The organism is Kordiimonas laminariae, from assembly GCF_023008165.1.
GTDB classification, from domain to species: domain Bacteria; phylum Pseudomonadota; class Alphaproteobacteria; order Sphingomonadales; family Kordiimonadaceae; genus Kordiimonas; species Kordiimonas laminariae.
The window spans coordinates 107267-120765 of sequence record NZ_JAKQZA010000005.1 but is presented as its reverse complement, the minus strand read 5'-3'; the positions used below and the strand labels follow the sequence as shown (position 1 = coordinate 120765).

General features: G+C 48.6%; 9 protein-coding genes. 5 read left to right on the top strand and 4 right to left on the bottom strand.

Going from position 1 to position 13499, the window contains the following annotated elements:
• Positions 1-35: 35 nt before the first annotated feature.
• Positions 36-1379, bottom strand: coding sequence for a DEAD/DEAH box helicase (locus MF542_RS11375; protein ID WP_247019363.1), 1344 nt, complete (start codon positions 1377-1379; stop codon positions 36-38).
• A 355-nt stretch (positions 1380-1734) separates the two neighbouring features.
• Positions 1735-2568, bottom strand: a complete 834-nt coding sequence (locus tag MF542_RS11370) for an undecaprenyl-diphosphate phosphatase (protein WP_247019361.1) — start codon at positions 2566-2568, stop codon at positions 1735-1737.
• A gap of 338 nt (positions 2569-2906) precedes the next feature.
• Between MF542_RS11370 and MF542_RS11365 the strand changes: the two genes are divergently transcribed.
• From MF542_RS11365 to queG, 4 genes are all read left to right on the top strand, one after another.
• Complete coding sequence (locus MF542_RS11365) at positions 2907-4334, top strand: NAD(P)-dependent oxidoreductase (protein WP_247019359.1); 1428 nt, start codon at positions 2907-2909, stop codon at positions 4332-4334.
• A 14-nt stretch (positions 4335-4348) separates the two neighbouring features.
• Positions 4349-8857 carry a glutamate synthase large subunit gene (gene gltB / locus MF542_RS11360; RefSeq protein ID WP_247019357.1) on the top strand — a complete coding sequence of 1503 codons (4509 nt, stop codon included), beginning with the start codon at positions 4349-4351 and terminating at the stop codon, positions 8855-8857.
• Between the two features lie 166 nt (positions 8858-9023).
• Positions 9024-9692, top strand: a complete 669-nt coding sequence (locus MF542_RS11355) for a glutathione S-transferase family protein (protein WP_247019355.1) — start codon at positions 9024-9026, stop codon at positions 9690-9692.
• 1 nt (position 9693) lies between these two features.
• On the top strand, positions 9694-10731 hold the full coding sequence (gene queG, locus MF542_RS11350; RefSeq protein ID WP_247019353.1) for a tRNA epoxyqueuosine(34) reductase QueG: 1038 nt from the start codon (positions 9694-9696) through the stop codon (positions 10729-10731).
• Here the strand turns inward: queG and MF542_RS11345 are convergent.
• Positions 10728-11846, bottom strand: a complete 1119-nt coding sequence (locus MF542_RS11345; RefSeq protein WP_247019351.1) for a M50 family metallopeptidase — start codon at positions 11844-11846, stop codon at positions 10728-10730. The genes queG and MF542_RS11345 overlap by 4 nt on opposite strands.
• 96 nt (positions 11847-11942) lie before the next feature.
• Between MF542_RS11345 and MF542_RS11340 the strand changes: the two genes are divergently transcribed.
• Complete coding sequence (locus MF542_RS11340) at positions 11943-12227, top strand: hypothetical protein (protein ID WP_247019349.1); 285 nt, start codon at positions 11943-11945, stop codon at positions 12225-12227.
• Here MF542_RS11340 and MF542_RS11335 read toward each other — a convergent pair.
• Complete coding sequence (locus MF542_RS11335; RefSeq protein WP_247019347.1) at positions 12224-13498, bottom strand: tetratricopeptide repeat protein; 1275 nt, start codon at positions 13496-13498, stop codon at positions 12224-12226. The genes MF542_RS11340 and MF542_RS11335 overlap by 4 nt on opposite strands.
• Position 13499: the final 1 nt, after the last annotated feature.

The window sequence follows — 13499 nt, the reverse complement described above, 5'->3', positions numbered from 1 at the left end:
ACAAACTATTTTAAAACTAATGTGGGTACTAATTACTAAGCAGCAGCCGATTGAGGTTTGCTCTTACCAAGCGTGCGCATCAGTCCGTCGTTGGGCATACCGCCCTCCGGTTTTCGCGTTTTTTGTTGGTTTTTGCGTGCCTTGTGTTTAGAGGGCTGTTTACCTTTTTGGTTAGCGCGCGCCTTTCGTAAGGCCGCCGAATTTTTCTTTTTCCCTGAATTCCCTGATGGTCGCGGCTTCCGGCGTTTTTGGGTTTCACGCGGTGAGCCGGGCAATAGGCTTTGGCCCGTTAGCTTTTCAATATCGCGAAGATATTCCATTTCCGAAGGGTCACAGAAGGATATGGCAATGCCGTTTCTGCCGGCACGGGCTGTTCGGCCAATACGGTGAACATACGATTCTGCAACATTTGGAAGCTCAAAATTAACAACGTGTGATACATCATCAATATCAATACCGCGGGCAGCAATATCAGTGGCGACGAGAATTTTGGTTTTTCCAGCTCTGAAGCTTGCCAAACTTTTTTCCCGCTGAGACTGGCTTTTGTTACCATGTATAGCAAGGGCGGGGTATCCCGCTTTATCAAGGTAAACAGCCAGTTTGTTCGCTCCGTGTTTCGTTCGGGTAAAGACAACTGTTTTCGAGACATCTTTATCTGAGAGGATTTCCAGAAGCGCGGCTTTCTTTGCAGCTTTTTCAACACGTTTTACTGTTTGAGTAATACGGTCAATTGGTTTTGAAGCTGGGGCAACGGAGATTTCAGTTGGCTTATACATAAAATCTTTTGCCAAGCTGCGAATTTTAGGTGGCATGGTTGCGGACAAGAGAACTGTCTGGCGTTTTTTCGGGAGCGCCTGCATGATTTTACGGATGGCGGGCAGAAAACCCATATCCATCATTTGGTCTGCTTCATCTGCGATCACCTGAAATGTTTGATCAAGACGAATAGCATCCGCTTCTATAAGGTCAAGCAATCTACCAGGGGTGGCGACAATAATATCAACACCACGCGCGCAGGCCTTTATCTGGGGTTTAGAGCTGACACCACCAACAATAACCGGAGCGCTGACTTTCATGAACGTGCTATAAGTTTTGATACCTTCGGCAATTTGTTGTGCCAGTTCTCGCGTTGGCGTGAGAATGAGTGCGCCGCATGTTTTTGGCCAGATTTTTTTCCTGGTACCCGCTATCTTATTAAGAATAGGCAAAACAAAGGACGCAGTTTTCCCGGTTCCCGTTTGGGCAATGCCAATCACATCCTTGCCAGCATTTATAGCAGGAATAACATCACGTTGGATTGGTGTTGGTGTTCTATATCCTGCTGTATTAACGGCTTTCAGGATAGGGTCGGCTAAGCCGAGATCTTGGAAATTGGTCAAATAGTCTCTTCAATCGGCCTGCAATCATTCTATGCTATCAACATGATAGCATTTCAGGCGCTTATTTTTGGGAGCTAGTGTAGATCAACTGCCAGTATATTATGTGCCAAAATTGGCTATTCAAGGCAGTAATCTTAAGACCAGTGTCGAGAATTTTATGCCGCTGATGTAAATCTTCTACACACAGCATTTCGGCAGCGTAGAACACAGATCATGCAAAATAGCAAGGCTTGTAATGATTGAGAATCAGGAAGCTTGCATATAACACGGGCTATACCACGCCATTTCATGAGGTGGTTATAGAGTTTTAAATTAGGACGGATAGCCTCAGATTACTCTCTATGCGAGGCAGGGATCAGTTGATATATCCCGTACCAATAAGGCCAAAAAGGATAATGCCTAAGAGAACGCGGTAGACCACAAAGATGGTCATGTTGGCACGCTCTAACCATTTCATCAGGAAATGGATAGCAGCTAGGGCCGTGAGGCATGCGAGACCTGCGGCAATCCCTGCATCCACCCACTGCTGGCTGCTTGTTTCTTCAAACGCATCAAGGGCAGTGGCGGCACCTGAGGCGATAATCGCAGGAATGGAAAGCAGCATGGAAAAGCGAGCTGCTTCCTGCCGAGTGAAGCCCAGATAGCGGGCCATTGTCATGGTAACACCAGCGCGGCTGGTGCCGGGGATAAGCGCAAAAACCTGTGCAACACCAATCATCAGCGCGGGCTTAATGGCCATACGCTCCATGGTTTTCTCAGTCGCTCCCTTTTTGTCTGCGATATAAAGAAGGATACCGAAGAAAATAGAAGTGAAGGCGATCACCTCTGCGGTGCGTAGTATATCATTCACGCCTGTGGCTACCATCAGGCCGCCGACAATCACCATTGGAATGGTGCCGATAATCAGCCCCCAGAATAACTTCATGTAAAGTGTGCCTTCAACAGCACGGCGGGCGGGGGCGATCCCGATACTGCCAAGCCCCGCAAGCGTAAGGCCCTTTGTATCCTGCCTGAAATAGAGAAGCACAGCGGTGAGCGTGCCTACATGCACAGCCACATCCATCATTGCACCCTGATCAGCCCAGCCTGTGAGGGCGGGGATTAAAATCAAATGCCCAGAGGAGCTGATCGGCAGGAATTCTGTGATGCCTTGTACGAGGGCAAGAATAAAGAGCTGAAGGGCGGTCACGCTAGGCTCCTGAGTAAGGATTAAAAGAATAAAACCACATATATCAGGCCTTGATTTTTCGCGCGAGGAACAATTTAGTATCAAATCGGTACTAAAAATACCTAATTTTTCCTTAACAAGCTGTTGGAAACCAATGATGTAGGTTTTAATTGGTCAGTCACATTGACCTAAATGCAATTTTTTTAGTGATATTTCCAAGAATTGAACATATAGTGCGTACAAATAGATTCGTAAGCACGATTATTTCACGAAACTGTGGCGCCATTTCAGCCGACCTTGAAAGATGTTCCATCTTATGGCCGAGCGCCCTTTCGTGACTGTCAGGAAAAGGGATGATCATGGCCGACGACCTTTTAAAATTTGTTTCGATTAACCAGCAAATGCCAACCAAGCGTACGGCAGGTGATCGTAAAGCTGATTTTGATGAAATTTATGATGAGTTTGATACGGAAGGCGCGAAAGAACAGGCGAGCCGTTGTTCCCAGTGTGGCGTGCCTTTCTGCCATATCCATTGTCCGCTAGGGAATAACATTCCTGATTGGTTGCGCCTGACAGCAGAAGGCCGCCTTGAGGATGCATACGAAATGGCATCCAGCACAAACAATATGCCTGAAATTTGCGGCCGTATCTGCCCGCAGGACCGCCTCTGTGAAGGTAACTGCGTTATTGAGAAGGATTTTGATAGCGTTACCATCGGCAGTGTTGAGAAATATATTGCAGATACCGCGTGGGAAAATGGTTGGATCAAGCCTATTACACCAGCGGCTGAACGCAAAGAAAGCATCGGCATTATTGGTGCTGGTCCCGCTGGCCTCGCTGCCGCTGAAGAGCTCAGAAAAGATGGCTTTCAGGTACATATCTATGACAGGCATGACCGTGCAGGCGGGTTGCTGGTATACGGTATCCCGGGTTTCAAGCTTGAAAAAGATGTGGTTGGCCGCAGAACAGGGCGGTTAGAGCAATCAGGCATCACCTTTCATCTCGATTATGAAATTGGCCGGGAAGCAACGCTTTCTGAACTTCGCGAGAAACATGATGCGCTTTTGATCGCCACCGGTGTCTACCGCGCGCGCGGCCTGAAAGCTCCAGGTGTCGGCCTTGGTAATATTCGGGAAGCGCTTGATTATCTTACAGCCTCCAACAAAGTTGGTTTTGGTGACAGTGTACCAGAATATGAAAGCGGTGCCTTAAACGCTGAAGGCAAAAATGTTGTGGTTATCGGCGGTGGAGATACGGCGATGGACTGTGTGCGTACTGCTGTTCGCCAGGGGGCGAAATCAGTAAAATGCCTTTACCGCCGTGACCGCGCAAATATGCCGGGCAGTGTACGCGAAGTGCAAAACGCCGAGGAAGAAGGTGTGGAATTTGAGTGGCTTTGCGGCCCTGAAGCTTTCCTTGGCGGTGAAAATGTTGAAGCTGTGCGGGCATACCGTATGCGTCTCGGCGCGCCGGATGCCACAGGCAGACAAGCACCTGAGCCTGTGCCGGATAGCACTTTCAATATTGATTGTGATCTTGCGATCCTCGCCCTTGGGTTTGAGCCTGAAGATCTGCCAGCGCTCTTTGGATCGCCAGAGTTGCGGGTAACCCGCTGGGGTACGGTAACCGTTGATCATGCATCCATGATGACCAACCTGCCGGGTGTGTTCGCGGCTGGCGATATTGTGCGCGGTGCATCTCTTGTGGTGTGGGCGATCCGTGATGGCTGTGATGCCGCTGAAAACATCAAATCCTATCTCACTGCAAAACAGCAAGACGCAGCATAATCGAGGGCCAGACAATGAATAGTTATAATGAACATGTTCCGGGCCCAATCGGGCTTTATAACCCAGAGGATGAGCGCAGCAGCTGTGGAGTTGGTCTTGTTGCCGCGATGGACGGAAAAGCTTCTCGCGACGTTGTATTGCGCGGTATTGAAGCGCTTCGTGCGATCTGGCACCGGGGTGCGGTTGATGCTGACGGTAAAACCGGTGACGGCGCAGGCATTATGCTTGAAATCCCGCAGGAATTTTTCAAAGAGCATGTGCGTGCCACAGGCCATGAGCCATCTGCTGGTCGCTTGGCTGTTGGCATGGCCTTCTTGCCGAGGGTTGATCTTTCTGCGCAGGAAACGTGCCGCACAATCGTAGAAACAGAAATCCTGAAGTTCGGATATACAATTTACGGCTGGCGTCAGGTGCCAGTGGATATTTCTGTGATCGGTGAGAAAGCAGAGGCAACCCGCCCTGAAATCGAGCAGATCATGATCGCTAATTCTAAAGGCGTGGATGATGAAACTTTTGAGCGTGAGCTTTATATCATCCGCCGCCGGATTGAACGTGCGGTGGTGGCTGCACAGGTAGGTGATTTCTACATGTGTTCGCTTTCCTGCCGGAATGTGATTTACAAAGGCTTGTTTCTCGCGGAGCAGTTATCTGTTTTCTATCCTGATCTGCAGGACGAGAAATATACCTCCAGCTACGCGATTTATCACCAGCGTTATTCAACAAACACTTTCCCGCAGTGGTGGCTTGCGCAGCCGTTCCGTATGCTTGCTCATAATGGTGAGATCAATACCATCCGGGGTAATGTGAACTGGATGAAAAGCCACCAGATCAGGATGGCGTCTATCGCTTTTGGTGATAGTTCTGAAGATATCAAGCCAGTGGTACCAAAAGGGGCATCTGATAGTGCCGCCCTTGATGCGGTGTTTGAAGTGATGGTGCGCGCAGGCCGAAATGCACCGATGGCAAAAACTATGCTGGTGCCTGAGGCCTGGTCCAACAAGGAAAGCATGCCGAAAGCCCACCGGGATATGTATGCCTACACCAACAGTGTGATGGAGCCGTGGGATGGCCCGGCCGCGCTTGCAGCTACAGATGGCCGCTGGATTATGGCGGCGGTGGACCGGAATGGCCTACGCCCAATGCGCTTTACGGTTACCAAGGATGGCTTCCTTATCGTTGGTTCAGAAACCGGTATGGTTGTTGTGGACGAAGATGATGTGTTAGAGAAAGGCCGCCTTGGCCCAGGACAGATGGTGGCGCTCGATCTTCAGGAAGGTAAGTTCTACCACGACGGTGAGGTTAAGGATGAGCTTGCCGCATCACAGCCGTTTGAGGATTGGGTAAATGATCTTCGGGGGATTGATGATCTGCCGGGCTACCGGGGTGAAGAATTCCCGTCTTATGAGGGGGAAGACCTGCGCCGCAGGCAAATTGCTGCTGGCTTCACCCATGAAGATCTTGAGCTGATCCTTCAGCCGCAGGTGATGACAGCCAAGGAAGCTATTGGTTCAATGGGGGATGATACCCCGCTTGCGGTTCTTTCAAGCCAGTACCGGAACCTTTCACATTATTTCCGCCAGAATTTCTCACAGGTAACTAACCCGCCGATTGATAGTTTGCGTGAAAGCCGGGTGATGAGCCTTAAAACCCGTTTCGGTAACTTTGCGAACGTGCTTGATGAAGGCCATACGCAGGCAGGCGCTATTGTGCTTGATAGTCCTGTGGTTTCAAACCGGGAATGGAAAACACTTATTTCTCACTTTGGTGATGAAGCTGAGGTAATCGACTGTACGTTTGATGTAAACGGTGGGCAGGGGGCGCTACGTGAAGCGCTGAACCGTATTCGCCGTGAAGCAGAAGATGCAGTGCGCGAAGGCAGGGGCCATTTGTTCCTGACCGATGAAAACATCAGTGCGGAACGTGCACCTGTGCCGATGATTCTTGCGACAGGTGGCCTTCATACTTATCTGGTTGGTGAAGGGCTTAGAACCTTTACAAGTTTGAATGTTCGCTCGTCTGAGTGTCTTGATCCGCATTATTTTGCTGTGCTTATTGGTGCAGGCGCGACCACTGTAAATGCTTACCTTGCGCAGGATATGATTGCCGAACGGCAGGCAAAGGGGCTGTTTGGTGATTATGATCTCACTGAATGTGTGGTGCGCGCTACAGAAGCTATTGATCAAGGCCTTCTAAAGATCATGTCTAAGATGGGCATTTCCATTATCTCCAGCTATCGTGGCGGCAATAACTTTGAGGCGCTAGGGCTGTCTCGCTCTTTGGTGGCAGAGTTTTTCCCGGGTATGCCAACCAAAATCTCTGGGATTGGTCTTGTGGGTGTTCAGCAGAAAGTGCTGGAACAACATGCGAAAGCCTTTGAAAGCAGCAAACAGGTTCTGCCAATTGGTGGCCTCTACCGCTTCCGCCGTGGTGAAGAAGTGCACAGCCATGATGGCCAGCTTATTCACTTACTTCAGAGCGCGGTGGGGTCAGACAATTATTCCAAGTATCTGACCTATTCCAAGGGTCTTGCAGCAATGCCGCCTGTGAACTTGCGTGATCTCCTTGATTTCCGCAGGCCAGAGGAAGGTACAGCGCTTGATACCGTGGAATCGATCACCCAGATCAGGAAACGTTTTATCACGCCGGGTATGTCACTTGGGGCGCTTTCAGTGGAAGCACACGAAACGCTGGCCATTGCGATGAACCGTATTGGTGCCAAGTCTGTTTCTGGTGAAGGCGGAGAGGATAGCAAACGTTATACGCCTTATGAAAATGGTGATAACGCCAACAGCCCGATTAAGCAGATTGCTTCTGGTCGTTTTGGTGTAACGGCTGAGTATCTGAACGCCTGTGAAGAGCTTGAAATTAAAGTGGCGCAAGGTGCAAAACCCGGTGAGGGCGGGCAGTTGCCTGGCTTTAAAGTAACCGAGATGATTGCGAAACTACGGCATTCAACACCGGGCGTAACGCTTATTTCACCGCCGCCACACCACGATATTTATTCCATCGAAGATCTGGCACAGCTGATTTATGATTTGAAGCAGATCAACCCGCGCGCTCAGGTGTGTGTGAAGCTGGTGTCTTCCGCGGGGATTGGTACGATCGCAGCGGGTGTTGCGAAAGCGCATGCGGATGTCATCCTGATTTCGGGCCATAACGGCGGCACAGGTGCAAGCCCGCAAACCAGTATTAAATATGCTGGCACCCCTTGGGAAATTGGCCTTGCAGAGGTTAACCAGGTTCTGACACTGAATGGACTGCGTCACCGGGTGAAGCTCCGCACAGACGGCGGAATTAAAACCGGCCGTGATGTTGTGATAGCCGCGATGCTGGGCGCTGAAGAATACGGTGTAGGCACGGCTTCGCTCGTTGCAATGGGCTGTATTATGGTGCGTCAGTGCCATTCAAACACCTGCCCGGTTGGCGTGTGTACGCAAGATGAAAAGCTGCGTGCCAAATTTGATGGCACGCCAGAGAAAGTAGTGAATCTCTTCAGCTTTATTGCCGAGGAAACCCGAGAAATTCTCGCTGAACTTGGCGTCGAGAAGCTGGATGATATCATTGGCCGTACGGATCTTCTTCATCAGGTAAGTCGCGGTGCGGATCACCTTGATGATCTGGATTTGAACCCGCTCCTTGTGCAGGTAGGTGGCAGGAACCACCAAAGCATCTGTACCCTTGAAGGCCGCAATGAAGTGCCGGATACGCTTGATGCGCAGATGCTTGAGGATGCGAAAGCTGTATTCAGCAAAGGTGAGAAGATGCAGCTTACCTACAGTGTACAGAATACGCTGAGGGCTATTGGAACCCGTTTCTCAAGCGAGATCACCCAGCATTTTGGTATGACAGGCTTGAAGCCTGATCATGTGACCGTGCGTTTGCGCGGTTCTGCTGGGCAGTCCCTTGGGGCGTTTGCGGTGCAGGGCCTTAAGATTGAGGTGGCGGGTGATGCCAATGATTATGTGGGTAAAGGTCTTTCTGGCGGTACTATTGTTGTACGGCCGTCAAATCGGGCATCATTTAATTCGCAATCTAATACCATCATCGGTAACACGGTTCTTTATGGTGCTACGTCAGGAAAGCTGTTTGCAGCAGGCCAGGCGGGTGAGCGTTTCGCTGTGCGCAATTCTGGCGCAACTGTGGTAGTTGAAGGCTGCGGGGCGAACGGCTGTGAATATATGACAGGCGGTAAAGCCATCATCCTTGGTGCTGTTGGGGATAATTTCGGTGCCGGAATGACGGGTGGTATGGCTTTTGTTTATGATGAAGATGGTAAATTTGAAGAACACATTAATACCGAAAGCCTTCTTTATAACCGTTTGTCTTCAGCTCATTGGGAAGCTGATCTCAAGGCTGCCATTGAAGAACATACCCGCGAGACCCATTCCCGCTGGGGGGCAACTATCCTTTCAAACTGGGAAACGAAGCTCCAAAACTTCTGGCAGGTGGTGCCAAAGGAAATGATTGATAAGCTTGATCATCCGGTAACGGATGATAGCGCCGCTGAGGCAAATATCGCATAAATGTGTGAAGCCCGGTTTTTCCGGGCTTTTCCATATTTTCTGGGCTTTATTTTTAGTATTTATAGGGCTAAGAACAAAAGCAGGCGACTAGATATTTCCTTTTGGAATTTTTAGTTCTAAACTGCTTTTAGTTTCTATTAATCCATACTGATTACAAATACCGATTATGCCCGTACTTTATCATCACTGGCTCAGTCCTGCCGCCCGTTTTGTTCGTGTGCTTCTTAGTGAAAAGCGCATTGATTTCACGTTGCGCATTGAAAAAGAGTGGGAGCGCAGGCCCCAGTTTTTGGCGCTTAACCCCGCCGGTGAAGTTCCGGTTCTGGTGATGGATGATGGCAAAGCTTATTCAGGCGTAATGGCAATCGCTGAATTCCTTGAAGAAATCGTACCTGAACCACCAATGCTGTTTGGTGATGCTGATGAACGCTATGAAACCCGGCGGCTTGTGGGTTGGTTTCATACCAAGCTTGGTTCTGAAGTGACGCGCCATTTGGTGCAGGAAAAGCTCTATAAGCGTTTCTTTGGTATGGGCGAGCCGGATTCGCAGGCAATTCGCTGTGCGGCCCATAACCTCAAAACCCACCTGAAATATGTTTCGTTTCTTGTGGAGCGTAGGCATTATCTAGCCGGTAGCCAGTTCACCATGGCGGATGCGGCAGCAGCGGCGCATATCTCTGTGGCGGATTATTTTGGTAATATCTATTGGCAGGAATGGCCGCAGGTAAAAGAATGGTATATGCGCGTGAAGTGCCGCCGGTCTGTACGGTCGCTTTTATCTGACAAAATCAATGGCTTAGCACCTGCTGAGCATTATTCCGAACTGGATTTCTGATATGTCGGCGGATGCAGATATCCGCCAGCGGCTTGAAGCAAAAGCATTTGAGCTCGGCTTTGATCAATTCGGGATCACGGAAGCAGCTACTTCTGAGCAAATTATTGCAGGCTTTAGAAAATTTGTTGAACTGAAACGTTATGCTTCCATGGAGTGGATGGCTGAACGTATGCATCAACGTGAGCATCCGCAAAATCTGTGGCCAGAAGCTAAATCGGTCATTATGTTGTCGGTCAATTATGGACCAAAAGATGACCCGCGTTTACTTTTGGACAAAAAAGATCGCGCAAATATTTCTGTTTATGCGCGCGGTAAGGACTATCATGATCTGGTAAAGAAGCGGCTTAAGGCCTTTGCCCGTTGGATTGTGCCAGAATTTAACTGTGATTTAAAAGTGTTTGTGGATACAGCCCCGGTGCCGGAAAAGCCGCTTGCGGCTGCTGCGGGCCTTGGCTGGCAGGGTAAGCATACTAACATGGTATCGCCAGAATTTGGTAGCTGGGTGTTCCTTGGTGCTATCTACACGGATATGGAATTGCCGGCAGATAACCCTCACAGGGATCAGTGCGGTAGTTGTTCTGCCTGCATTGCTGCATGCCCGACAGATGCTTTCCCGCAACCTTATGAACTGGATGCCGCCCGCTGTATCAGTTACCTGACGATTGAGCATAAAGGGCCCATTCCGGAAGAATTTCGCAAACCGATGGGCAACCGCATTTATGGCTGTGATGATTGTTTGGCTGCATGCCCCTGGAATAAGTTTGCCCAAGCTTCTTCTGAAGCAGCTTTCCATGCTCGTGTGGAACTTAATGCCCCCGAATTAGGTGATTTAGTTGGCTTAGACGACAAATCATTCAGGGAAGTGTTTTCCGGCAGCCCAATTAAGCGTATTGGGCGGGACAGGTTTGTACGCAACGTGCTTTACGCCATTGGAAATAGCGCAAATAAAGCATATTTGCCTCAAGTTAGAACGCTCTTGGCGGATGATGCGGAAGAAGTGGTGGATGCAGCCCGGTGGGCGCTGGAAGAACTTAGCTAAGCAGCTTTTCGTTGTTCTTCAATATACCCTCTAATAATCTTAATCTCTATTTCAGAAAGCTCCCTCAAACCTTTAAAGTGGCCTTGAGGAATTAAATCTTCAGCTTTTTGCAGGCTTAATAGAGCATCTTCATAATTAGCATCTGCAACGTAGTGAATAGCATGATAGATTTCTTTGGTATGCTTTGATGTGAAAAGTGTTTTCTCTCTCAGATTCAGTTTCGCCTTTGCCGCTTCAAAATCGAATGTACTGATGGCAAGAAAAAGCCCCTCTTCTTGTTGGTAAGAAACCTGTTCGTAGGCTGGCCTGTCCTCTATTTTTTCCAAAAGTTTGTCCAGATACGTGCGCGCCTCTTTCCAATTTTGGTTAAGTACCGATAAAGTATAACCATAATATTGCCCGGCCAACCATTCAGGGCTGTGTTCTTCTGCGTTTTGTAATGTTTTAATGAGTGTTTCAGGCCAATCCTTTGGTGACCCCGGCGTAAACAGATAGCTGGACATCTGGACTTGAGCGTTCATTTCCGCAGCTTTCTTTCCGCCTTTGAGGTTGATTAAAAGCCTGCCCCCATCTGTATGAAGGTTGCCGATGGTTTGCGGGTAAAGATTCACGGTTCCGAGAAAGAACGAAATACCAGCGGTCATACCAAGGAATATCGTTGTGACCGGATCTGTATAAGGAAGAGCCAATATGCAAACCCCGGTTAACAGGAAAGAGGCAACAGGTCCGCCGATGATCAACAGTGTAAATTCTCGGGCAGGTGCATCAGGGCTGGACGGTTTGCAGAGCGCCATGCCGCCATTGAAGCTTGCTGTTAACTCAAATGATGGTAGGCGTCTGTTGTCTTCGAAGGTCCACTGAAAGGGGCCTACGATAAATGCATGAGCTTTCATTCCAGCCAGCACACCAAAAAGCATATGGCCGAGTTCGTGAAACAAAATAGAGGTGAATAAACCAATTGGTATCGCCAGAATTAAGGAAATAACTGTAACCGTTTTACTTAATCCCAGATCAGGCATTTGGAAATCAGCAAAGGCGGCGGCACTTGCTCCGATAACAGCACCTACTACCGCAAAGGCGCTTAGCTTAAGTATTGATTTCACGATTTTATTCAATGACTCGTCCTCCCGTTTCAGTTAACCCAGAAGCTTCAAGGAAAGCAAATATTGTATTACACAAGCTTTTGAGAGTGAGTGGAGGGAGAGGGGCTAGTGCTGAGGATTATCGGTTTTGCTGTGTTTCTGGGGGTTCTCGCCTATTTTTATTTCTATAACCTGCCGCCTAAACTTGTTGTAACCGTTAAAGCTGAGGTAATAGCTCTTGAAGATGTAGAAGACAGTAATGGGCTTCGGCGTATTCAGGTTAAAATGCCCACAGGGGAAAGCATGTGGGTTGAAACATACTCCCCCTTCTTTTTTCGTATAGGTTACCCTATCAATATCGCCGAATATTCACACATATTGCGCGGCACAACTTTTTATGTTGTTGCAAATTAATATCTAATCTTGGCGATGTTCGTTGGTTCTTGTTGCATACCTTCTTTGATATTGTGTCCGTTCGGGTATTTGGCCCATTGGCTGTTACCGACGAAATAGAAGCTATCTTTGTAGAATGTACCTAATGTGGGCTCCGTCATGACCTCTGATCCTTGCACCATAATTTCATAGCTTTTGATATGGCTAAGATCATTTGCAAGAGTGAGTGATAAAATGCGGTTTGGGTTGGTACCGTTTTGGATCGCAATCAGTTTACCATTCTTAAGATACAGACCATCAAGGCCAATCAGCATCAAATTATCAGGTGTGCCGAGTAATTGCTTTTTACCATTTTTCAGAAGCCAGATACCCCGGCCATAATCTGCAACAAGAATGTCACCATTACCCAGTTTCACAATACCTTGTGGGCTCATACTGGTTGGGAGGGCTTCTATCTCGTCAAGCTTGTCGTCTTTCAACTTATAAACTGCTTTACCTTGGGCATCGCTTAAAAGAACCTCATCATCAGGCCCTATGACGATATCTGCAATTTGGTGTGGCTGTTTCTTATTTGAATCTATAAAGGCATTTCTGCGTAGCTTGCCAGTGGTGGCATCAAGCTCAATTACCCCAGTAGGGCAATTTGTTCCGCATTCGTAATTATCAAGAGTAGCGTATGTTGCAAACAGGCTATCGGTGTTTTTACTGTACGCAATACCAAAGAAATTTCTGGCTCCTAACTCCGTCGCTTTAAAGAAAGGAATGAGCGTATCATTTTCCTTTTTAAAGATGGTGCCAGTTGCCACAGTAGACAGGAAAGCAGTTGAGGCATCTTTGATCGCCACACCTTCAACCAAACCAGCTTCAGTACCAACGGTAAAAGCAATTTCTGGCTTGCCTTTTGAGGCCCCGGACTGCTTCAGTTTATCATACAGGGCTTTGTTATCTGGTGTTCGTTCTGCCATAGCGCCAAGAATGTTTGCTGGTGGCTGTAGCCCAACTTTTAAAAAGCCTTCTGCTGCTTGTTTTGTTAAGGCCTCATCGCTTTGCTGTGCACCAATATATGCAAGATAGTTAAGAAGAACCGGGTGATTTGGCCGCTCTTTAAGCGCCGCTTGAAGTTTTTCCAGTGCAAGTTCCACATTACCCGTGCGAAATGCCGCAACGCCTTCGCCCCTAAGAGCCTGACTGCGGTCAAAAGCCTTCTCTGTTTCATAGATAATGGAATCGGAGGCCAGCGCGGCGCCAGCCACGATGGACGAAGATATAAAAATGCCTAGCAGATGTTTCATG

Excerpts from the sequence above, each read along its gene's own strand:
- MF542_RS11365 (WP_247019359.1), top strand. The coding sequence starts at position 2,907 with ATGGCCGACGACCTTTTAAAATTTGTTTCGATTAACCAGCAAATGCCA.
- gltB (WP_247019357.1), top strand. The coding sequence starts at position 4,349 with ATGAATAGTTATAATGAACATGTTCCGGGCCCAATCGGGCTTTATAAC.
- MF542_RS11355 (WP_247019355.1), top strand. The coding sequence starts at position 9,024 with ATGCCCGTACTTTATCATCACTGGCTCAGTCCTGCCGCCCGTTTTGTT.
- queG (WP_247019353.1), top strand. The coding sequence starts at position 9,694 with ATGTCGGCGGATGCAGATATCCGCCAGCGGCTTGAAGCAAAAGCATTT.
- MF542_RS11335 (WP_247019347.1), bottom strand. The coding sequence starts at position 13,498 with ATGAAACATCTGCTAGGCATTTTTATATCTTCGTCCATCGTGGCTGGC.